At 46.1% G+C, this 20,238-nt stretch carries 22 protein-coding genes and 1 pseudogene; 17 read left to right on the forward strand and 6 right to left on the reverse strand.

Going from position 1 to position 20,238, the window contains the following annotated elements; genetic code table 11:
• Both AC0YOB_RS37795 and AC0YOB_RS37800 read right to left on the reverse strand, forming a co-directional pair.
• A partial coding sequence (locus AC0YOB_RS37795; protein WP_475797141.1) for a helix-turn-helix transcriptional regulator occupies positions 1-603 on the reverse strand: 603 nt, incomplete at its 3' end.
• Between the two features lie 625 nt (positions 604-1,228).
• Entirely contained in the window at positions 1,229-1,543 is a 315-nt protein-coding gene (locus AC0YOB_RS37800; protein ID WP_475797142.1) for a GNAT family N-acetyltransferase, read from the reverse strand.
• Positions 1,544-1,851: 308 nt separating this feature from the next.
• On the opposite strand from AC0YOB_RS37800, the gene AC0YOB_RS37805 reads away from it, so the two are divergent.
• The 7 genes from AC0YOB_RS37805 to AC0YOB_RS37835 all read left to right on the forward strand — a co-directional run bounded on the left by AC0YOB_RS37805 (position 1,852) and on the right by AC0YOB_RS37835 (position 8,723).
• The gene (locus AC0YOB_RS37805; protein WP_475797143.1) at positions 1,852-2,415 is read left to right on the forward strand and encodes a TetR/AcrR family transcriptional regulator; all 564 of its coding nucleotides are present in this window, start codon (positions 1,852-1,854) and stop codon (positions 2,413-2,415) included.
• 140 nt (positions 2,416-2,555) lie between these two features.
• Positions 2,556-3,197 (forward strand): NAD(P)H-dependent oxidoreductase, encoded by a 642-nt coding sequence (locus AC0YOB_RS37810; protein ID WP_475797144.1) that lies wholly within the window; start codon positions 2,556-2,558, stop codon positions 3,195-3,197.
• A gap of 102 nt (positions 3,198-3,299) precedes the next feature.
• Positions 3,300-4,286, forward strand: coding sequence for an oxidoreductase (locus AC0YOB_RS37815; RefSeq protein ID WP_475797145.1), 987 nt, complete (start codon positions 3,300-3,302; stop codon positions 4,284-4,286).
• A 299-nt stretch (positions 4,287-4,585) separates the two neighbouring features.
• A complete protein-coding gene (locus tag AC0YOB_RS37820) occupies positions 4,586-5,062 on the forward strand; it encodes a cupin domain-containing protein (protein WP_475797146.1) in 477 nt (158 codons plus the stop codon).
• 558 nt (positions 5,063-5,620) lie between these two features.
• Positions 5,621-6,421: an SDR family NAD(P)-dependent oxidoreductase gene (locus tag AC0YOB_RS37825; RefSeq protein ID WP_475797147.1), complete on the forward strand. Its 801-nt coding sequence runs from the start codon at positions 5,621-5,623 to the stop codon at positions 6,419-6,421.
• 280 nt (positions 6,422-6,701) lie between these two features.
• Positions 6,702-7,493 carry a GNAT family N-acetyltransferase gene (locus tag AC0YOB_RS37830; protein ID WP_475797148.1) on the forward strand — a complete coding sequence of 264 codons (792 nt, stop codon included), beginning with the start codon at positions 6,702-6,704 and terminating at the stop codon, positions 7,491-7,493.
• A 720-nt stretch (positions 7,494-8,213) separates the two neighbouring features.
• Positions 8,214-8,723 (forward strand): DinB family protein, encoded by a 510-nt coding sequence (locus tag AC0YOB_RS37835; RefSeq protein ID WP_475797149.1) that lies wholly within the window; start codon positions 8,214-8,216, stop codon positions 8,721-8,723.
• 390 nt (positions 8,724-9,113) lie between these two features.
• On the opposite strand, the gene AC0YOB_RS37840 is transcribed toward AC0YOB_RS37835, so the two are convergent.
• Positions 9,114-9,716, reverse strand: a complete 603-nt coding sequence (locus tag AC0YOB_RS37840; protein WP_475797169.1) for an NADP-dependent oxidoreductase — start codon at positions 9,714-9,716, stop codon at positions 9,114-9,116.
• A gap of 54 nt (positions 9,717-9,770) precedes the next feature.
• Between AC0YOB_RS37840 and AC0YOB_RS37845 the strand changes: the two are divergent.
• Positions 9,771-10,064 (forward strand): annotated as a pseudogene (locus AC0YOB_RS37845) (EVE domain-containing protein); the annotation flags it as partial.
• Positions 10,065-10,179: 115 nt separating this feature from the next.
• On the opposite strand, the gene AC0YOB_RS37850 reads toward AC0YOB_RS37845, so the two are convergent.
• On the reverse strand, positions 10,180-11,148 hold the full coding sequence (locus tag AC0YOB_RS37850) for a helix-turn-helix transcriptional regulator (protein WP_475797150.1): 969 nt from the start codon (positions 11,146-11,148) through the stop codon (positions 10,180-10,182).
• Positions 11,149-11,270: 122 nt separating this feature from the next.
• Here AC0YOB_RS37850 and AC0YOB_RS37855 point away from each other — a divergent pair, with 122 nt between their 5' ends.
• Together AC0YOB_RS37855 and AC0YOB_RS37860 are read left to right on the forward strand one after the other, a co-directional pair.
• Positions 11,271-11,750 (forward strand): hypothetical protein, encoded by a 480-nt coding sequence (locus tag AC0YOB_RS37855; RefSeq protein WP_475797151.1) that lies wholly within the window; start codon positions 11,271-11,273, stop codon positions 11,748-11,750.
• Positions 11,751-11,774: 24 nt separating this feature from the next.
• Positions 11,775-12,251 carry a GyrI-like domain-containing protein gene (locus AC0YOB_RS37860; RefSeq protein WP_475797152.1) on the forward strand — a complete coding sequence of 159 codons (477 nt, stop codon included), beginning with the start codon at positions 11,775-11,777 and terminating at the stop codon, positions 12,249-12,251.
• Between the two features lie 158 nt (positions 12,252-12,409).
• Here the strand turns inward: AC0YOB_RS37860 and AC0YOB_RS37865 are convergent, their stop codons facing one another.
• Positions 12,410-12,790, reverse strand: a complete 381-nt coding sequence (locus tag AC0YOB_RS37865) for a MerR family transcriptional regulator (protein WP_475797153.1) — start codon at positions 12,788-12,790, stop codon at positions 12,410-12,412.
• A 329-nt stretch (positions 12,791-13,119) separates the two neighbouring features.
• Here AC0YOB_RS37865 and AC0YOB_RS37870 point away from each other — a divergent pair, with 329 nt between their 5' ends.
• The 3 genes from AC0YOB_RS37870 (at position 13,120) to AC0YOB_RS37880 (ending at position 14,792) form a co-directional block, all read left to right on the forward strand.
• The gene (locus AC0YOB_RS37870; RefSeq protein ID WP_475797154.1) at positions 13,120-14,097 is read left to right on the forward strand and encodes a quinone oxidoreductase family protein; all 978 of its coding nucleotides are present in this window, start codon (positions 13,120-13,122) and stop codon (positions 14,095-14,097) included.
• A 20-nt stretch (positions 14,098-14,117) separates the two neighbouring features.
• Positions 14,118-14,252, forward strand: coding sequence for a hypothetical protein (locus tag AC0YOB_RS37875; protein WP_475797155.1), 135 nt, complete (start codon positions 14,118-14,120; stop codon positions 14,250-14,252).
• A gap of 393 nt (positions 14,253-14,645) precedes the next feature.
• Entirely contained in the window at positions 14,646-14,792 is a 147-nt protein-coding gene (locus AC0YOB_RS37880) for a hypothetical protein (RefSeq protein WP_475797156.1), read from the forward strand.
• A 249-nt stretch (positions 14,793-15,041) separates the two neighbouring features.
• Here the strand turns inward: AC0YOB_RS37880 and AC0YOB_RS37885 are convergent, their stop codons facing one another.
• On the reverse strand, positions 15,042-15,824 hold the full coding sequence (locus tag AC0YOB_RS37885) for a TetR/AcrR family transcriptional regulator (RefSeq protein WP_475797157.1): 783 nt from the start codon (positions 15,822-15,824) through the stop codon (positions 15,042-15,044).
• A 129-nt stretch (positions 15,825-15,953) separates the two neighbouring features.
• On the opposite strand from AC0YOB_RS37885, the gene AC0YOB_RS37890 reads away from it, so the two are divergent.
• The 4 genes from AC0YOB_RS37890 to AC0YOB_RS37905 all read left to right on the forward strand — a co-directional run bounded on the left by AC0YOB_RS37890 (position 15,954) and on the right by AC0YOB_RS37905 (position 20,215).
• Positions 15,954-17,153 carry an FAD-dependent monooxygenase gene (locus tag AC0YOB_RS37890; RefSeq protein WP_475797158.1) on the forward strand — a complete coding sequence of 400 codons (1,200 nt, stop codon included), beginning with the start codon at positions 15,954-15,956 and terminating at the stop codon, positions 17,151-17,153.
• A 374-nt stretch (positions 17,154-17,527) separates the two neighbouring features.
• Positions 17,528-18,583, forward strand: coding sequence for a DUF1835 domain-containing protein (locus AC0YOB_RS37895; protein WP_475797159.1), 1,056 nt, complete (start codon positions 17,528-17,530; stop codon positions 18,581-18,583).
• A gap of 773 nt (positions 18,584-19,356) precedes the next feature.
• Complete coding sequence (locus AC0YOB_RS37900; protein WP_475797160.1) at positions 19,357-19,590, forward strand: hypothetical protein; 234 nt, start codon at positions 19,357-19,359, stop codon at positions 19,588-19,590.
• A complete protein-coding gene (locus AC0YOB_RS37905; protein ID WP_475797161.1) occupies positions 19,550-20,215 on the forward strand; it encodes a hypothetical protein in 666 nt (221 codons plus the stop codon). The genes AC0YOB_RS37900 and AC0YOB_RS37905 overlap by 41 nt, the downstream gene beginning before the upstream one ends.
• The last annotated feature ends 23 nt before the right edge of the window (positions 20,216-20,238 follow it).

The raw sequence follows: 20,238 nt of genomic DNA on the forward strand, positions 1-20,238 counted from the left end.
TGCCAGGTTACTCGCGCTGAGGTTAGTCAGCACCTGCCGCTCCAGCGAACGGGAGAGGTTTGCAACCTCCTGTACGGTTTGCTCAATATCGCCGATGCTGTCAATGGTCATTTCAAAAGCGGTTTCATCATCCTTGCCCTCGGCTTTGAGCTCACGGAACCGCTCCTGCAAATCGGAGAGCAGGTCCGTCTTTAATTCGGTGACGCTTTTTACCTCATCGTAGGGTGCAAACACACCGTTCAAATAGTGGGTCAATTTCTCATTCATAATCTCAACACTCCTTATTTCAAGCACGCGCTTCGCGTACTCCCAGTTGCCTTTGTTGCGGGCGTAAGCAGCCTTGCCCTTTTCGGTAATCCGAAAATACTTGCGCCGTCCACCCTGGGATTCATCGCCCCAATACCACTCGATATCGCCGTCCACCTCCAGCCGCTTGACGCTGGAGTACATCGTGGCTTCCTTTAATTCGTACTCGCCGCCCGAGCGCTCGGCAATCAATTTGACAATCTCGTACCCGTAGCGGTCCGCTTCGGATAAGAGCCGTAGTATCATCGTATCGGTATGCCCGCGCAGCAGGTCGGATGTAATTTTGTTCTCGCTCATTTCATCACCCCGCATTTGTATAGTACGACATATTACTATGAGTGTAAAGGTAGTATTTTAAATTAGGTACTTGGCTTGAAAAGTAAGCTATAAGGCAGCCCGTGTACAGAACATAAATATACCGATGCCCACTCCGACTTATACATCGGTGTAGGCATCGGTATGAAAGTAGTAAGCTGCGCTATTTAACCCTCAACTGCCGAGCAAGTCCTTAACCTGAATACCAGCTTGCTTATCCGACATGACTGTGACGTATCAACCGCCACCGCCCACAGACGCTCGTCGAACTCTTTAATGATCAGTGGCAGCGGGATTAGATTTCATGTAATGAAGGTTTCGAGTATCGAGTTGCTTTAGCAATCAGAAACCGCCGGCAAAGGCATCACCGTGATCTGGAGATTAATCGCCTGTTCATTGCTACCATCGGCTTTCCAGGTTTTATCATTATTCTAACGGATACAATAGTGCAATGCGGAAGAGTGGCGGCGCGGAGTCCATCGTTCAACTAACGGACAGGTTAGCGTGGTGATTGAAGGGTTCCTGTATACAGCCCCTAACCTTCTTGCCGTCCACATTATCACATGTGATTCGGGATCGGCTTCTGCAGCTTTTTCTGTAAATGATTTTATTTATATTTCATATATATCATATAATCAATTCCGTTGTGCTTACTGTATTTGTGCTTGATTCGTTTGAACTCTTTGTAACCTAACTTTTCATACATTTTCAGTGCATTTGTGTTGTTATCGGCCACTACCAAAATGTATTCATTATATTGTGGTAATGCAAAGATATGGTTCATGATGGCTGTTGCTTCACCTTTACCTCTGTAATTAGCAGAAGTTGCAACGAATTCTACCCATGCCTTTTTCTCACCAACTTCAATAGGTGGTTTTTGAAATTCTCGATTAAACACAATGTAAGCAAATGTTCCTTTCAAAAATGATTCTTTAACTCTTTTTTATTATGATCGATAGGCATATTTTCCCCATCTGTACAGGCTGTTATTCCAGCTATTTCTCCATCGACTAACGCCACGTAAAAAACATCTGGCACAAACATATGCTCGAAAGGACGGATCGTGCTGAAGAGCAGTGTCATGCTGCGCGAAAGCTGTCCTCCGAACAACAAATGTCGAGGGATAAGAAGCCGTGAAGAATCAATGGAAAAAATATCAGGAACAATCATTCCGAAAAAAACTTGAAATCCGCTCCGCGATGATTTAATATCAATACCAGGGGATGATCAATGATGGCAAGAAATAAATCCTTTAATATCGACGATGCGATCGAAAAAGGGATGCACGTTTTCCGCGAGAAAGGGTACGAAGGTACGTCGTTGCAGGATTTGGTCGACGCTACAGGCCTCAGCCGCAGCAGCATCTACGAGACGTTCGGCAGCAAGAAGGATCTGTACCTCACGGCGCTCGACCGGTACGAGGATCAGTCGAATGATTTGACCGCTATTCTATACGAGTCACGGCCAGCGAAGGAGCTGCTGCACGCCTTTTTCGAGAAGCTCATCGCGCATAATTTGCCGCAGAGCTGCCTCATGGTCAACGCTGCACTCGAAATGAACGGTCATCCGGAGGTAAGCAGCCGGACCAAAGCGAACGCGTCGAGAAACGAAAGAGCCTTCTATCAACTGCTCACGCGGGCGGCATCCAACAAAGAGCTGAGGGGCAATCCGGATTTGCGCGCGCTCTCGCAGTACCTCGTTAATACAATGCAGGGCATTACGGTGACGGCCGCGACCATGGATCGCCAGGCGCTTGATAATATCGTGGCGGTAACGCTGCAATTTTTGCGGTAATTTTTTTGTTCATTTCCGGAACGATCATTCCCTAAAATGCGTTCCACAAACGGCGGCTGTCATGAAAGGGGATTATTTTTTTTGTACATTTCCGGAACGATCATTCCCGTTAAATCGAAACAGAGAGGAAGTTGAGTGTCATGGCAACTGTATTATACATCACCGCGCATCCTTTGACGGAAGAGGCTTCGTTCAGTCTGTCCATTGGCGGCGCGTTTATCGAGGATTATCGCGAGACGCATCCTCACGACGAGGTTGTCCATCTCGATCTGTATCGCATGAACGTACCGCACATCGACGCAGACGTGCTGCTCGGTTGGGGCAAGCTCGGCACGGGAGAAGCATTCGATACCTTGTCTTCGGAGCAGAAGGCCAAAATCGAGCGGCTCGGTGAGTTGGTCGATCAATTCAAAGCAGCCGACAAATACATTTTCGTCAATCCGACGTGGAATTTCTCATTCCCACCGGTGCTGAAGGCTTACATCGACGCCGTCTGCATCGCCGATAAAACGTTCAAATATGTGTCCGGTGTAGGTCCGGTCGGACTGTTGACCGACAAGAAAGCCATTCATATTCAAGCGAGCGGGAGCGCATTGTCGCCGGGATCGGATTTCGCTGCGTTCGAAATGGGCCACCGCCATCTGGACGTCATCATGAAATTTCTTGGCATTCCCAGCTTCGAGGCCATCTTTGCGGAAGGCATGGCCGCTGCGCCCGACCAATCGCAAACGATCAAAGCGAAGGCGATCGAGAAGGCTCGGCAGGTCGCCCGCAGCTTCTAAGCGGAATCAATATTTTTGGCAACGATACGAAAGTGGAAATCGATAAAAGAGGAGAGAATAACAAAGACCATGATTTCACAAACATCCTTGGAGGTTACACATATGACGACTCAAAATGATACCGTGCTTCAAACGCCGATTCCATCTGGCTTCGGGCCTCGGACGACTGCGCAGGAAGTCTTGGGCGGCCAGAACCTGACCGGCAAGATCGCCATCGTGACGGGCGGCTATTCCGGACTAGGCCTGGAAACCGTAAAGGTGCTTGCCTCGGCAGGGGCAACGGTCATCGTGCCCGCCCGCACTCCGGAGAAAGCTCAGGCAGCTTTAAGCTCGGTACCGGGCGTGGAGTTGGAACGGTTGGACCTCATGGATCCCGCGTCCGTCGATGAGTTTGCCGAGAGGTTCCTCGCTTCCGGCCGGCCTTTGCATATCCTTATCAATTCCGCAGGCATCATGGCGACTCCGCTCATTCGCGATTCGCGGGGGTTTGAATCCCAGCTTGCGACAAACCATTTGGGGCATTTTCAGCTTGTGTTGCGGTTATGGCCGGCGCTTAAGAAAGCGGAAGGCGCAAGAATCGTTTCCGTATCGTCTCGTGCTCATCAACTTGGCGGTTTCGATTTCGAAGATCCCAACTTCAATATGCGCGCCTATGACAAATGGCTTGCGTACGCGCAATCCAAGACGGCCAACGCGCTGTTCGCAGCAGCGATGGATAAGCGCGGAGAGCCGCATGGCGTTCGGGCATTTTCCGTTCATCCGGGCATGATCGTGACGGACTTGGCCCGTAATCTGACCGACGACGAAATGCGTGCGATGGGCGCGTTGAACGAGCATGGGGAGCGCGTCGTAGCCGAGTACAACGATGAATTCAAGACGATCGAAGAAGGCGCAGCCACGTCCGTCTGGTGCGCAGTCCATCCTCAGCTCGACGGGAAGGGCGGCGTCTATTGCGAGAATGGGGATATCGCGGTCATCACGGACACCCCATACACACCTGGCGTATTTGAATGGGCAGTCAACGCCGCGGACGCCGAGCGTCTATGGACGTTTAGCGAACAATTAACCGGCTTGAAATTCGTCATCTAAAGTAACGTAAATCAAAGAAGCACGACAGTCCCCTGAGACCGCAGCGGGCCAAAGTACCAGTTCGGCTGGAGAGCGTGAACGGTCGGCAGGTGTTTATCATTGAACTTGCGGTTCCCCGCGCATCGTAAAGGTTCAATTGAATCACGGAGGCAATCGTGACCGGCGAGAATCGTCGGAATTATGTTAATGCCGAGCCGCGGCTTCGTGCGAAATTCCGCTTCCGAAACTGGACGAAAGCCGACATGCTGCGGCAGCGAACTCGAGTTTTAAATTTGTAATTAAAAATAGGAGGATAAAAAATGGAACCTAATTTTAATAACGGGGTAATTCTGGAGGTACTTGGGCCGACTATTCAGCACTTAACGGAGTTGTCGGAAGATATGCCTTTCTGCGTGATGAAAGGCGAGATTGGGCCAGGCGTAGTCGTGCCTGTTCATAGCCATGCGGATCACGAAACTTTCCATGTACTCTCCGGAGAGCTTTTAGCATTCAAGGGAGATAGCTGGGTTGTCGTTCGGACCGGCGATACCGTAAACATTCCGGGAAACGTGAAGCACGCTTGGAGAAACTCCTCGAGCGAAAAGGTAACCTTGCTGATCGCAACGACGGTGAAAATGGGGAAATTTTTTGTCGAAATAGGCCGGCCGGCCGATTCCGTGCAGCCGGGTCCTCCCGAGCCGGCCGCTCTGCAACGTTTTGTTGAAGTGGCCCAAGCTTACGGCTATTGGCTCGGAACACCCGAGGAAAATGCCTCCATCGGTCTCTCGCTGGGCTAAAACCGCAAAAGAACCTTCATGCTCTTGAAGTAAGGGGCCGCTCAAGCGTTAACTTTGGTGGCCCCTTACAAATACCGTTTTGCTATTCAGCAATAAATTAACAGTACAAGATCGAGTAAAGAACAACATTTTTCATTTGATGGCACAACCGAACGATTTTTTATCCCAAAGTGAAATAGTTATGGAAACAGCCGAATGGCACAACGAATCCATGGTTACGCTAGTAGTGGAGGAGTTTGCTTTACTGCAGCTCCTCTTTTGTTTATTGATCAAAGTGCAGTTATCTTCAATATGCAATATGTCCTTTTGCTATAATAGTCGTCACAGTACGTACTATTCGATGGGGGAGGGCGGCTTCATGAGAGCAAGTAGCGATTCACGATTGTACCGGACCTCGGGACGGATAAAGTGATGGTTTCGCCTGGACCAGGCCTGCGTCACCTAGCGTAACGCCTCGAAACATTTCTATAAATTGCACAATTAATGTTTTCATCAATGGAATAATGCCTGGTATTAAGGGAATTTAAATTTTTAAAGCGTTAGCTTAGGAGGGTAAACATGGATCTTAAATTAGCCAACAAAGTAGCTGTCGTAACCGGAGCAAGTAAAGGAATTGGACTCGCTATCGTTCGAAAATTTATCGAAGAAGGGGCAAGAGTCGTCGCGGTAAGCCGGACATTAACGGAGGAATTGGCTGATCTTGTTGAAAAAAAATCAGTCAAACATCTGCCTATTGATGTCAATATTGAACGCAATACAGTTGAACTTTCCAAAAAACTCGGTGGAGCGTTCGGCAGAATTGACATTTTAATCAATAATGTCGGGGCGGTTGACAAGAGGAGAGGAGAAGGTTTTTTGGCTACGCCAAATGAGGAATGGGAACAACTTTATGATTTAAACCTGTTTAGCGTTGTTCGTTTTACCCAAGCAGCATTACCGCATATCCTAAAGAACAATGAAGGCGCAATTGTAAATATCTCTTCAGTAAATGCACAGATGCCCGAATTGTTACTGCCTATTTATGGCACAACCAAAGCGGCGCTTAATAACTTGACGAAAATGCTGGCTGGTGAGTTTGGACCTCGTACTATTAGAGTTAACTCGATCTCGCCTGGACCGGTAGTAACACCTTTGTGGCAAGACCCTGAAAACGGAATGGCCAAAACAATCGGTTCAGTTGCAGCGATGGCTTCCGAAAAAGTTTTTGAAGAGCTACCCAAAATGGCTGGTATAACATTAGGGAGGTTTGCAGAAGCCGAAGATATTGCGAACCTTACAGTTTTCCTTGCTTCGGAACGTGCTTCAATGATTACCGGAGCGGATTATGTTATTGATGGAAATATGATTAAAACGATTTAATCGAAATTGTTCGATAAATTAATTTTGAACTTCTGAACTGGGTTAATAATTCAATCCAATAAAAAGGTTTTAGCTTTAGTACTGTTGCCATTACAAGAAAAAAGTCAGTTGATAAGAAAGATGCATTATGCTAACGGGTACGATAGCACAATGACAAAGGGCTGCCAGCATCATCGGCAGCCTTTTCAGCTAATTGCAGAACTGTAGAAACATCTTCTATATGGTATAGATGAGGAAACAATTAAAAAGCTAAATTCCATAGAAAGGAGAGCACAACTCTGTGAATGAAAAAAAACCCTTAGATCATGTAGAACAAATTGAAAAGATCGAACTTGAGCTTACAATATTGAATGCGAGTCGTTCTCTTGTTCCTGTTGAAAGAAAACTTCAAGTTTTTCAAATGGGAAACTCCATCTTGCTTCGGGATCAGACAGATCTGGATTCGAAATATTATAACAGGATAAAAGGATTCGGTCCTCAAGACCTTCCGGATATTGAAAAACTGCTTAGCTATTACAATAATGTCGCTCCTTGCTTTGATATGACTCCTAACCATTTGACAGAAGAGGTAGCTCGCGCGCTAAGTGACAAAGGATTTATCCCGGTCGAGCAACTTGTATTTATGTTTACCGATCTATCGAATGGGTTGGAATTGACATCTGCGTTTCAAATTGAACCGGTAACAGAGGTGAATTCAGAAGAATTTATCCAATGGATAGCGTTGTCTAAGGATGGTATGGATATTAATGAGGAAATGATCGCTCGGACTAAAGCATATTTTTGCAGTCCCAATTTTTTAAATTATATGCTCAGGGTTGATGGGAGCCCTGCGGCTATGGGATCACTTTTTCTGAATGAGCAAGAGGGATACATTGCAAATGACTATACCTTTAAATCTTTTCAGGGTAGAGGCTGTCAATTGGCGCTACTGAAGCATAGACTTTCTGATGCCTTCAACCGTGGCGTCAAGACCGTTTATACGGACGTGGAATTCGGCTCGGTTAGTCACGGTAATATGGAAAAAGTCGGGTTTAAGACAGCATATCTCAATACATTTTGGATTAAGAAGTAAAAGCATTAAACTTTTCGTTAAAGTGCAGTGAACCACAAGTCATTGAGCTAACGGGTACGATAGCTCAATGAATTTAGGAGAAGCTGCCGCGGCAGCTTGCTCCTATTATTCATTAAAGTAAAACGGCAGGATTGTTTAACGGTGCTAAGTGGGATATATTAGAAACAATTCCATTTATGATGCGTCTAATTATGTTAGCAGTATTTGATAAATAGGAGCTGAAATAGTGTCCAATCACGTTTGCAAGATATTAGGGACAATATTAATGATTTTTAGTGGATTAATCTTTACTCTTGAAAGATGCATTGCTAATATATCTAATTCCCTAATTGTGGCTGGTTTCGCATCACACGGTACGAATGCTGACTTCAAACCAGAATACCCGAGATTTAATGAAAACTTTTTTGTTTTGTTTTTCTTAATTATTGGAATTTTGATATTTGGTTATGGTCTAATCAAAAAACGTTGAACTAACGGGTACCTTAGTTCAATCTGAGCAGGGAGCAGACCGCCGGCTTCCTGTTTCATTAAAGTAATGGGCAGTTTAGCGTGGCGGCCAACCAACTAAGTGGTTGCTTGCTCTCAATTGTTGGAAGGAAAGTTCTATTCTTTCGCGAATTCATTAGACATGCCGAAGTTACGAATTTCGTAAAAAAATCTCGGTAGAGCATTGGAAAGAGAATTTTAGTTTTCTATATCTTCATAGAAAGGTGATTACGCATGAACCAAAGACCGTCAGAAGAAGAATACGCCGGGGACGTCGGCGAGTATATCCGGTTGGTGCCGGAAGGCAACATCATCGACATTCTGCTCGCCCAGGAAAAGCAAATGACCGAGCTGCTGGCATCGTTGACCGAAAGCCAGAGCGCCTATCGGTATGCGGAAGGAAAATGGACGCTGAAAGAAGTCGTGGGCCACATCGCAGACAGTGAACGCGTCATGACCTACCGCCTGCTCCGATTTGCAAGAGGGGATCAGACGCCTCTGCCCGGTTTCGACCAGGAATTGTTCATTCCTCCTTTCGGAAGCTGGACAACCGCGCAATTGGCCGAAGACTACCGGGCCGTACGGCAATCGACGATCACACTGCTGCGCGGGTTACCGACGGAGGCGTGGTCCCGCAAGGGCACAGCCAACAACGTAAGGATTACGGCACGCGCCCTCGCTTACGGCATCGCAGGACACGAGCTTCATCACATGGGGGTCATCCGAAATCGTTACTTGAATTAGTCGTCCTTACTTTATGGCACCCTTCCCGCCACGTTCATAGACTGATATGAAGAGAGGACAAGACGGGTTGAAAAAAACAGCAGCGATTGGTTGCTGACTGGAGTTTTGTCTAAAAATGAATAGCAAATAATAATCTCAAACAAGAAAAAGTCATTCAGCTAACGGGTACGATTGTGGAGGGGCTTGCTACTCGGCTGCTCCTCTTTTCCATTAAAGTAAACTGGCAATATACTGGAACAATATTGGATGGACATCCTTCCTGCAATTAGCGGTCAGATTCTAAGATAGTTTAATGATTTTATATTAAGTAAGAAATAAAAAATGCGGCTGATCCCAGAATCGGCCGCATTTCCTGTTATATATTTTAAAAATATGAAATATCTCTGGGTCTCAGAGAGGATTAACGCTTAAAAGTATTCTGCCGCGTCCGTGTCTGGCTTCACTTTTTTCATGCGCCTTTTTTGCTTCACTCAATGAAAAAACGGAATCAATCTCTGCTCTTAATGTACCGTCAGCGATTAAATTGGCAATGACTGAGAGATCCTCGTTTGTTGGAAATTTGGAATTAAATTTAGCCGTAATACCGTATTGCTCAGCTTTTTGTGCATTGGGGAGCTGTGTTAGGGAAACCAGCTTGCCGCCTCGTTTTAGAACAACCCAAGAACGGTCTTCCGTATCACCACCAACGGCTTCAACAACCAAGTCAACATCGGAAACCATATCTTCAAACTTTGTTGTTGTATAATCAATAACTTGATCGGCACCCAAAGCTTTTACATATGCCAGATTGGAGGTTGAAGCGGTGCCAATGACCTTGGCACCTTTCCATTTGGCTAGTTGTACTGCAAACTGTCCTACGCCCCCAGCGGCTGCATGAATAAGCACGGTTTGTCCTTCTTCCAGTTCCCCTTCTGTAAACAGTGCCTTCCAGGCCGATTCTGCTCCTCCTTTTATTGTGGCCGCATTCTCGAAGCTTAGGTTTTCAGGCATCATCACTAGATCTGTTTCCAGTGCAATCCCGTATTCCGCATATCCGCCATTTACATTAAAGGGAAGTCGCTCCAATCCTTTACCGCCATTGGACAGGTTGCGGATGACAGCGTCTACGAATATCGGATGTCCGAATCTTTTGTGCCATTCCGTCGGGATATCAACTACGTTCTCTTACGTGGCAATCGCAATGGAGGGTATAATTTCCGATATGGCCATTTCGAGATCGGAATCGAAGATTTTCTGACAATCGCAGGTTCAATGCTTGGCGATACGGAACATAGTTTCCAGTTCCTTAAGGATGGACCAACCGGCGGGTTCTTCGATGAGAACGGCGCCCTCCAATGGTAGCGTGGGTGATAATATCTTTAAGCTAACGGATACGATCGTTTAACGAATCAAGGAGCAGTTCGCCGCGGCAGCTGCTTCTTTTGTTTATTAAAGGCGGGCTCACCGTATATTCTCGTTAAAATGTTGGTGGCACCCCTAAACGCTCTTCCAAAATCACGCGCAGCTCATCGGGAATCCGTTCGAACTCGACACCTTTCCCCAAAAATAAAAGCCAATCCGCATAATACGCCAGCAAATCAACATCGGTCACATCCAGTTGAATATTGAAAATTCCGCTCGACTGAAACATCCCGGTGAATGACAAAATAATTCCCGGGGGGTGCATGCGCTTAAAACGCTGAATCCCAGTCGTATCAAGCTTCACAACAAGATTGGACTCACGTGCAATAAGCAGTTTTTTGCTTAAAATCTCTTGCTCTGACCACTTCAACTCCCGTTCAGAAATTGCCGAATCCCGCAACATCACAACAGGCAAATAACGAAACTCATTCGTATCAAGATCATAAACCTCGGCCAGCCACTGAGCGTTCGTGTTAAATATATGCAGCAAAAAAACGTCCATCAATTGCGGCCAGCCAGGACTCAGCTCATAAGTCAAGCGCAAGTGTTTATCCCGCACGGCAAGCGAAATCAGCTGGTTCAGCTCCTCAGGCGCCGCATCATCGAGCTCCAATAGATTTGGATTGGAAGGATTTGTATTTTCAAAAAGCAAGATATTATTCAACTCGATTAGCTCGTCTTGCTGGGTTTGCGACGCGATGCCTATGAGTTTTTCAGTGATTGAGCGGCGATTTTGCAGATAAGGCAGCTGTGAATTTTTCGAGGCGATAAAGCTGATAAAAATCGCCTTTAGCTCTTCTGACGTGAAGCGGACGGAGGGCAGATACTGATTTTGCAGGACATTGTATCCGCCACCGCGCCCAAGCTCGGTCGTCAGAGGAAAACCCATCGCCTGAATCTCGTTAATGTCGCGAATCGCCGTTGCGCGGGAAATCTTGAACTCCCGCTGAATCTCGGCAATCGTAAAATGTGCGCGGTTATTGATGTAGCGCATGATCAGGTTCACTCGTTCTGTTTTTTTCATGATTTTATTGTATCAAAAAAGTAGCAGAAAGCACGAAGATGAAAATAAAAAGTATCATTTTTTGATACATTCGGGAAATAGAATCAATCTTGTAAAAACAAATCCACAAAGGAGAGAACAAAATGTCTAACTACTCAATCAAAACAATCTCGGAAAACTACAAAATGACTGCTTTCGGTGTTTCACTTGAAGACTACAACGACTGGGCAGGCAATGCAGCAAAAACTGCTGCGAAAAAAGCTGAAATTACTGAAAACAACAAGCTTGCTGAACTTCTCGCGCTCGCAGACGGGCAAGAATATCAAATTAATTACGTTATCGCCGGCAAGGCTTGGCGCGGCTTCGGCGTGATGGGCGAGTTCGACGCGGAAGGCGCGGACGTCCTCGATTTCCTCGCTGGCGACTACCTCGTCGTGCCTGGAACAAGCGCTGACAAAGACCGCCTTGCTGACGAAATCACTGGAAAAGTTTTCGGCGGTATGTTGGAAGGAATCACAGACTACAAATACGTTGGTCCTGGTAACTCAACATTTGTGAAAGCAGCTGAAAACGGTGAATTCTACGGCGAAATGTGGCTTCGTGTAAAAAAAGTCGAAGGCTAATTCCTGAATATAAGGAGAACTCACATGGCAAATTACACAGTGGAACACAAAAAAACATTCACATTGACCGCTTATGGTTTTTCAATCCAATCGAATTTCCAAGACATGCCGGCTTTGCAAAAGGAAAAAGCTGAGTTTTGGGGCGGACTCAAAGCTGACGGGCGTTTTGATAAGCTCAAAAAATCCGCAAAGGACGATCGCGAATGGTCAGTTAATGAGGTTTATCAAGGCAAACCGTGGAATTATTTTGCGGTAGTAGCTGGCAAATCAGTGGCAGACGCAACGCGCATCATCGAGTTTCCAGAGAGCGAGTACATCGTGGTCGCAGGAAATGGCGACAAGGAAACTTTGTTCGATCAGCTGACTTACCGTGCTTTTGGTGAAGTCTTGTCCCAAATCACTGACTATGCTTACATCGGCGGTCCAAATGCGACTTATCGAAAAGATAACGGAGACGGCACATTCTACGGCGAATTTTGGGTGCCAGTGGTTAAAAAATAATAAGAATAAATGCCTCAATCTTGTCCGAAAGAAGTCCGCGGTTTCTGCGGGCTTTTTCGTTTATCGGATCAAGGTGCGTGGCGCTTCATATATGGACAATAAGAACATTGGGATTAAAGCTTTCTCTTGGTTTTGGGGGTTAGCACTGTCCAGGTCTATTACATATTCCCTTTTTCTTCAGCATCCATCAACGCCATCTTGTTTGTTAACATCCGTTTGAGATGCGTTTGAACTTGCTCCAACTCGTCTTTTTTCCTTTCGATCTCCTGCATCTTTTGACGAAGAAGCTCAATGACCCTTGACAGGGGAAGCTCATTGGCTTCATCTGCCTGAATCAATTCTTTCAGTTCTGCTATCGAAAACCCTACGGTCTGAATCTTTTTGATCATCCGAAGATGATCAACTGCTTCCTCGCAATAGTCGCGATAGTTATTTTCTCCTCGTTGCACATGACGTTCATCCAGTAGCCCCTCCTTCTCATAAAATCGAATGGTAGGAGCCGTTAAACCTGTCTTTCGCGCCAACGTATGAATTTTCATGGGGGTCTCCTCAAAAAAAGGTATTGACCTTCAAGTATACTTTATAGTTTATACTCTAAACGTCGAACTGCATTATGTCAAAATGTTCAAAAGAAGGAGATGGTTGATGCGTACGATTCGTGCAATTGTTGTTGATCCTACAGTAGAAGGAAGTTTCAAGATTGGCGATGGGATGGTCTGATCCTTCTACCGGCGCCCGCTTATTTGTTGTTTTATCCGCTTAGGCTGCGCTGATCGAACTTGAAACGGGACACAACGAAGCCGTTCGCCAAGCACTCTTACGCTTTATGGGCGCAAAGTAAAAAAACGACTATGAAAGGATAAATTACATGAAAATCATAAGAATGTATGAATACGGCGAGCCAGACGTTTTGAAATTAGAAGAAACGGATATCCCTAAACCTGATAAAGGAGAGATGCTGATCCAAACTGAAGTGATAGGCGTCAACTACACGGATATCTCAAGGCGTCGTAATTCCACTAGAGAACAGACACCTTTACCGTTTACACCGGGAGTAGAAATCGTAGGAAAAGTAGTTGAAAGAGGCGAAGACGCTACTTCTGTCCCTGTCGGGACCCGGGTCATTGCGTTGGTACCGCAAGGAGGCGGCTACGCTGAGTATGTGACGGTACCTGCGGCATTGCTCCTTCCGGTACCCGATGGAATCGATGCGATCGCGGCGGTAGCGCTTCCCATTCAGGGGATTACCGCCTTTCAGATCATTGCCACCTTAGGGCGATTAAAGCCTACGGAACGCATCTTCATTCAGGCAGCTGCGGGAGGCGTAGGAAATATAGCAGTACAATTGGCCAAAGTACTTGGAGCAGGGCAGATTATTGCGGGGGCTAGCTCCCAAACGAAGCTCGATTTTGCACTTTCGCTTGGAGCAGATGTGGGAATCAATTACAGCCATACGGATTGGAAGAATCATATTATTGAAGCTACGGAAGGAAAAGGTGTAGATTTGATCCTGGATATGCAGGGGGGAAATGCCTTTTCGGATAATTTCACCTTTTTGGCACCGCTTGGACGCATTGTCATGTTCGGAGCAGTCAGTGGGCAACGCGGGGTCATTGACGCAGAAAAACTTACGTCACGTTGCCATACAGTGACGGGGTATTACTCTGGGTTTATGGGTACGCGGCCCGACTTGTTCCTTCCGGATTGGCAAGCGCTCCTCCAGTACGTGCTTGCTGGACAAGTCAAACCACAGGTTAATCACCGCTTCCAGCTTGGGGAGGCAGCCGAGGCGCATCGTCTGATGGAAGCGCGCCAAACGTCAGGCAAAGTCATTTTACTCCCTTAGTCAGGGCGGAGCACAAATCCATGATAGATAAATTAAGAAAGGGATGGGATGATCCAGAAGAAGATGAGCTGATGCCCGACCTTTTGGCTTGGGCAGGTAGCTTTCAACTGACGGAGCAAGTAGCAGCGTCGATCAGAAATTCGATACTCGATTAGGCCGCTGGATCGCGCAGCGGCCATTACTCAGTTAACGGAAACGATAGCAACACATGTTGGAGCAGCTTGCCGACGCCAGCTGCTCCCTTTTTGGGCTCAACTAATGGGCAGATTACGCTAATACGATCGGGCAGGATCGCTTGTGCCATTGGCAGAACGACTCGCAGCTGTTTTTTTGCATCCTTTTTCGTTGAACAAGCTCAACCTTCCCTGATCTCTTCATTAACCGCACGGCCGACCAATGCCTTACGTTGTGGACTCGCTTATTTTGTATCACGGTGCACCGTGCTGCCATCGTAACACCTTCTTTTAAATTTGCTGTTATATAAGTTTGCCGATATTGGAAAGAATACACTTTGGGGTTCCATCATTTGGAGAAAGGGATGATTTTAGATGAACAATAACGAAATAACGGATCCAAAACAAGATGTTAACCAAGGTAAGAAGAAAAACGCTCAGGTGATGAATGAATCAGGAATCGACTACATCTGGGGCAGCGACCAAGATGAACTAGTCCAGAAACAGGAGAAGGAGGAGTAATTCCGATCCCGATTAACTTGGTACAAGTGCAAAAGCGATGGAATCGATCCATCGCTATTTTTGCATTGCGGCGCCGCGTTGCGCTATCGGGCAGACACTGCCTACAGCTTTACTGGTGTTGAGACCAAGGTATACGAAGCTTCAACGTTTAACTAACGGTATAACGGTCACGTACGCTAATTCAATATTAAACGACAGTCTGAGACAGCCTCCTTAAAAACCGAGGCTTCTGTTATTTTAAAAGGAAGATTAACTTCGTTCCGTGTACTCCCCCCTGGAAGATATATACCACTCAATTCCATCCAGAATCCTTGCAAGTCCGAATTCAAACTCGAACCCATTAGGGTAAACATCGCCTTCATAATCTTCAGCTGAATAAGCGCCTGCAAGTACGACCGGCCGAAGATAGGGAAATCTTTCTGAGGTAACAAGATGTTCCAACGTCGTACTGTAATTAAATTCGGGGACATCCTCCGATTGATCACCGGTTTGGGCAGCACGCTCCATATCCCTCCCATATAGGCTGTGTACTCGCACATAACCGGTTAAGAGGACAACAATAGAAATCTTCTCCCGATGATCTAATGGAAGGTCCTTCATAATTCGCAATGCCCAATCGACAATGTGTAGATGGTTCGGCATAATCGGGATACCGGAGGCCGGGATATCGCAAAACCAGCGATGATCTTGATAGATTCGCATAATGCTATGAACAAACAGCTGCATATTATCACGCCAATAAGCGGAATCCTCTTCTGGGATCGAGATATCGACTGCAGCGTCCTGCATAAGCAGGATGAGATCCTCTTTGCTTGGAACGTACCGGTAGAGAGCCATCGTTGTGAAGCCAAGTGATGTGGCTATCTTGCTCATGGAAACGGCGGATAGTCCTTCTCTATCGGCTATTGATATGGCGGCATCTACAATTTGGCCCAGACTCATCTCGCGCTTAGGTCCCCGCTGCGCATATTTGACTAACCCCCAACTAAGCGCCACAGCATGAGGCAAAGCGACTTCAAAATCTTTATCCATATAAAATGGCCCTCCCTAGACTGAATTCAGCTAAATCACCGAAAAAAATTTGTTGCATCTTTATTGTATACGTCATATACTGTTTATGCAATACACAATAAAATTCAGATGGATGGAGCGGATTTATAGATGACGACAGTAAAACGAATTCTGATCTCGGGAGCGAGCATTGCCGGACCGGCACTCGCTTATTGGATGCACCGCTACGGCTTCGAGGTGACAATTGTGGAACGTGCTCAAGAATTGCGGCGCGGCGGATTTGGGGTGGACATTCGCGGCGCGGCTCTAACGGTTATTGAACGGATGGGCGTTCTTGATCAAGTACGTGCGGCTGACACACACATGACCGGTGTTTATTTTGTAGACCGTACCGGTAAGATTAAAGGGCGTATAAGCGAAGCGAGTCTGGGAAACGAACAAGGACAGGACATCGAGATCATGCGTGACGATCTAACGGATATTTTGTACAATTTGACCAAAGATACCATCCGTTACATGTGGGGAGATTCGGTCACTGCAATCGAAGAGACGAAGGAGGGGACCCGGGTCCAATTTGCCCATGGCCAGCCACAAACATTTGATGCTGTAATCGGGGCGGATGGTCTTCACTCCAATGTGCGCAAGTTGACTTTCGGTGATGAATCGCAATTTAAGAGAACGCTGGGATGTTATATTTCAATTTTTACCATGGCCAATTACCTTAATTTGAGCAGCATCCAGCAGTTTTATGCGACACCGGGCAAAACGGCGGGGATGTATAGCGCACGAAGAAATACCGAAGCGAAGGGAATGTTCATCTTCAAATCGGCTCCGCTGCACTACGACCGGCACGATTCAGAAACGCAAAAACGGCTTGTAGCCGAGACATTTGGAAGTGCCGATGGCTGGGAAACCCAGCGGCTGCTTTATGCAATGATGGAGGCCGAAGATTTTTATTTTGATGAAATCTGCCAAATTCAAATGCCGACATGGTCCAAGGGCTGTGTCGCGCTTTTAGGCGATGCCGCTTACGGCCCGTCTCCGTTATCTGGGCAAGGCACTAGCCTTGCACTTGTCGGAGCATATGTATTGGCTGGTGAGCTAATATCCGCGAATGGCGATTTCCTAAAAGCATTTTCCTCTTATGAACAAGTGATGCGAGTGTTTGTAGAGAAGAACCAAAAAATCGGCCGCATTGCAGCAGAAGGCATGGTCGCAAGCTCGAGTTTTAAGATTATGATGCAAGACTTAATGCTTCGCGTACCCTTTGTGATGACTGCCATGTTTAAAATGATTACTAAAACAATTGAGAAAGCGTCCAACGGGATCGAACTTAAGGATTACAGGTAAATCGACGGTAATAGGATTTTTCTTAAAGATGAATTCGGATTGAAGAGGAAAGAGCTGAAGAATCAATGAACGCGCAAACCATCAAAACAAATCTGCGGTATAAGCGCTCTTGTTCTCGGGCTTCGGCGGGTTGCGGCTGCAATTGATGACAATTATAGAGAAGACTTAGTGACAGAAATTGGCGGCTGGGGACCATGGATTAATGGCGGAGGCGGAATCAATGTCTTTCACACTTGATGTTGATCACGATATAAAAAATCAACCGGAATTTGATTAACGTTCAACCAACCGGCTGCCTTCTCCACGCTAACGGGCAGTTTAGTTCCAATATGTGGTATTATGAAGGCGGGATGGTCCCATAAGGAGGATATCACATGGACGAGTTCTACAAAAGTCTGCCTTACCAACTGAGTGAAAATGAATTACGGCAGTTATTTTATAATTTTTTAGCTACAGTAGATCGTTATCATCAAGACGGTGGAATTGAAGAAAAAAAGTTAGCAGAGGGAGTTATTAACCTGCTTCAAGGACAAATAGATGCGAAGCGTAACCAAAAATTGCAGATAGATGCGCTCCAACGTTACGTCCATATTGTGTTTAGCCTCTCTGATGAAGGTTCGCTATTACTATCTCTCCATAAAGTCGGGAAACGGGAAGTGTGCCAGGTTTTGGCATTTAATGATGTGTTTTCAGTCGGGCCAATATCTGACTTGGATACAACAACTGGACAGGAAAAAAGGTTTCTTTGGATGATGGAACACGATGGTGATTACTCTTATAATCAACAGTCGAACCAAGAACATAAGCTTGAGAATATGATAACAGCAGTAAGAAGCATTCCAGAAAATAAGCATATCGTCATTTGGTACGCGGACAATCCCCATGATCAAACAGGCTTACGTTTCGCAGTGCATTTGTTAAGAGAAAGAGAACAGCCGATTAATGTTGTAAATGTGACGGAGCTATTTAACGCTACAAGAATGCAAAACGTAGATGAGATTACTCCATACGCGAGTGGTTTAATCGACCGAGAACATTACCAGGCAATCGTTAGAAATTATTATGAAGGCATTCCTCTTAAACAAGACCAAAGAAGAAGGTACGAATCAGAATGGCTTATGCTCACGGGGCAAGATCATGTGCTTCGTTTGTGGGAAGAAGGTACAGTTAGAGGCAGTGATGAGAGTGCCCTAGATGCAGTGATTGTAAGGTCGGTGATAGAACTGGAACACAAACAAGATGAGAATGGATTTATTAAAGCAGGAAGTGTCCTAATAAGGTTTTATAAAATATCGCAACAAATCGTAGGATATTCGTTTCTAACCTATAGAATCTGGATCTTAATCAACCAAGGAATTCTGGCATTTAGAGGGCTACCGGGAGTTCCGCATCAGTTTTCCGTTAAATTAGGTACCCATAGGTTAAGCTAACTAGGTACGATAGCATAATTCAGGCAGCCGGCCAAAACGATCGGCTGCCTTTGCTCAACTAACGGGGCAGTTTAGTTCAACAAATTAAGTGATATTTACTGAAGGAGAAGCAGCAGTGATTCTCGTAGTATATTGTTATTCGTTGACAATTGGGGGATGTATTTATTTGTAAGCGTAAAACTCTCCACACCTTCAACTACAAACCTAGCTATGAGATCATGAGATTAACCTGAATACGGAGGGTAACTCATGATCTCATGGTGAGTTTCATAGTTGTAGGTGGGAAGAGTTTGACGCTTACCATCAAAGAGTTGCTTTCCGCAGGGAAGGAAGCGCTAGAGCAGCAATGGAAATCGTATCTTGATTTTAAGTAGCTGTTTTGGGACCACATCTCGGATGACAAGAACATAGTAACGTTGAAAGCCGCATAAGTTGCGGCTTTTTGTTTTAATGTTATCAAGTTCTTGTCAATTGCAAATGACAAGAACTTGATAACATTCCCGATCAGTGACAAGAACCTAGATAACATTCCCGACAAATACGGTAATCGGGATCGGCTGCCGAAGCATGACGAAACCGAATGGGAGCAACGTGACATATATCCTCGATAACTCTCAGCCGTTTACTCTCAATCCAAGCAAGGGTATTCTTGGCCGTAATGTGGTTTGTGGAAGTGGATAAATAGGATGGAGTAAAGTAATCTACCTCACAGAACTCCGCTTTAATATGGAATTATAATCAAGCTATCACGTAATATTGGAGGTTTCAGAACGATGAGCAACCCAAATTTAACCGAACAGCTGGAAGCGGCTACTCAGCAGTTTAAGGCCAATTCACCGATTAAAGCGCAGATCAAAATCGGTCAAATGATTGAAGAACTTCAGAAATCAGGAATCGCTTCCGGGAAGCAACCAGGCGAGAAGGCATTGGACTTTAAATTAACGAACGCCGGGAGTATGGGAATTCATGGAAGGGATCGGGGCGGGCCTGGAAACGTTGCGGGATAGGGATTTTCAAGCCTGGAAGGAACGTGGTCGAGCGGCGTCGGCATCGATCTCGCTCAGGGTGTCTACCGACATTAAGCCTCATTTCTGGTCGTTCAGTGCGGTGCCCATTTTCACGCTGTTTACCCTGAACGGAACCGTTCTCTCCTTGATTCCTTCGTTCGTGAAAAACGTGATTCACACTTCCAACCTTGCCGTGTCCGGTCTCCTGATTTTACTGCTTATGGGGGGCGGCACGATGATGCAAATGCGGCCTTCGTTCAAACATCCGGTCGTACGCCTTCGGGTCGGTATCGCTTTATTGGTTTGCGGAGCCTGGCTTATCGTTCTCGCCGGTACGTTGGAAAGCATAAGTCTAATGTGGATGGGGGTGCTCATTCAGGCGTTCGGCAGTGGTTGGACGTTTCAAATTAGCCTGCGACTGGCCGGCGAGCTTCCGAATGCATCGGAGCGACCGAAGGTGATAACGACCTTCTACTTTGCGGGTTACATCGGATTTATTGTTCCCATCGTGGGAGTCGGTCTGCTAAGCTACTTATTTAACTTGTACGTATCTCTGATCGTCCTGAATGTTCTCGCTTCCCTGATAGTTCTCTATATGTTTTGTAATCTGGTTTACAGATCATAAAAGAATTGATCGGTACAATGAAA

It is taken from the genome of Paenibacillus sp. JT31N17, assembly GCF_056269255.1.

Excerpts from the sequence above, each read along its gene's own strand:
- AC0YOB_RS37805 (WP_475797143.1), top strand. The coding sequence starts at position 1,852 with ATGATGGCAAGAAATAAATCCTTTAATATCGACGATGCGATCGAAAAA.
- AC0YOB_RS37810 (WP_475797144.1), top strand. The coding sequence starts at position 2,556 with ATGGCAACTGTATTATACATCACCGCGCATCCTTTGACGGAAGAGGCT.
- AC0YOB_RS37815 (WP_475797145.1), top strand. The coding sequence starts at position 3,300 with ATGACGACTCAAAATGATACCGTGCTTCAAACGCCGATTCCATCTGGC.
- AC0YOB_RS37820 (WP_475797146.1), top strand. The coding sequence starts at position 4,586 with ATGGAACCTAATTTTAATAACGGGGTAATTCTGGAGGTACTTGGGCCG.
- AC0YOB_RS37825 (WP_475797147.1), top strand. The coding sequence starts at position 5,621 with ATGGATCTTAAATTAGCCAACAAAGTAGCTGTCGTAACCGGAGCAAGT.
- AC0YOB_RS37835 (WP_475797149.1), top strand. The coding sequence starts at position 8,214 with ATGAACCAAAGACCGTCAGAAGAAGAATACGCCGGGGACGTCGGCGAG.
- AC0YOB_RS37840 (WP_475797169.1), bottom strand. The coding sequence starts at position 9,716 with ATGATGCCTGAAAACCTAAGCTTCGAGAATGCGGCCACAATAAAAGGA.
- AC0YOB_RS37850 (WP_475797150.1), bottom strand. The coding sequence starts at position 11,148 with ATGAAAAAAACAGAACGAGTGAACCTGATCATGCGCTACATCAATAAC.
- AC0YOB_RS37855 (WP_475797151.1), top strand. The coding sequence starts at position 11,271 with ATGTCTAACTACTCAATCAAAACAATCTCGGAAAACTACAAAATGACT.
- AC0YOB_RS37860 (WP_475797152.1), top strand. The coding sequence starts at position 11,775 with ATGGCAAATTACACAGTGGAACACAAAAAAACATTCACATTGACCGCT.
- AC0YOB_RS37865 (WP_475797153.1), bottom strand. The coding sequence starts at position 12,790 with ATGAAAATTCATACGTTGGCGCGAAAGACAGGTTTAACGGCTCCTACC.
- AC0YOB_RS37870 (WP_475797154.1), top strand. The coding sequence starts at position 13,120 with ATGAAAATCATAAGAATGTATGAATACGGCGAGCCAGACGTTTTGAAA.
- AC0YOB_RS37875 (WP_475797155.1), top strand. The coding sequence starts at position 14,118 with ATGATAGATAAATTAAGAAAGGGATGGGATGATCCAGAAGAAGATGAG.
- AC0YOB_RS37880 (WP_475797156.1), top strand. The coding sequence starts at position 14,646 with ATGAACAATAACGAAATAACGGATCCAAAACAAGATGTTAACCAAGGT.
- AC0YOB_RS37885 (WP_475797157.1), bottom strand. The coding sequence starts at position 15,824 with ATGGATAAAGATTTTGAAGTCGCTTTGCCTCATGCTGTGGCGCTTAGT.
- AC0YOB_RS37890 (WP_475797158.1), top strand. The coding sequence starts at position 15,954 with ATGACGACAGTAAAACGAATTCTGATCTCGGGAGCGAGCATTGCCGGA.
- AC0YOB_RS37895 (WP_475797159.1), top strand. The coding sequence starts at position 17,528 with ATGGACGAGTTCTACAAAAGTCTGCCTTACCAACTGAGTGAAAATGAA.
- AC0YOB_RS37900 (WP_475797160.1), top strand. The coding sequence starts at position 19,357 with ATGAGCAACCCAAATTTAACCGAACAGCTGGAAGCGGCTACTCAGCAG.
- AC0YOB_RS37905 (WP_475797161.1), top strand. The coding sequence starts at position 19,550 with ATGGAAGGGATCGGGGCGGGCCTGGAAACGTTGCGGGATAGGGATTTT.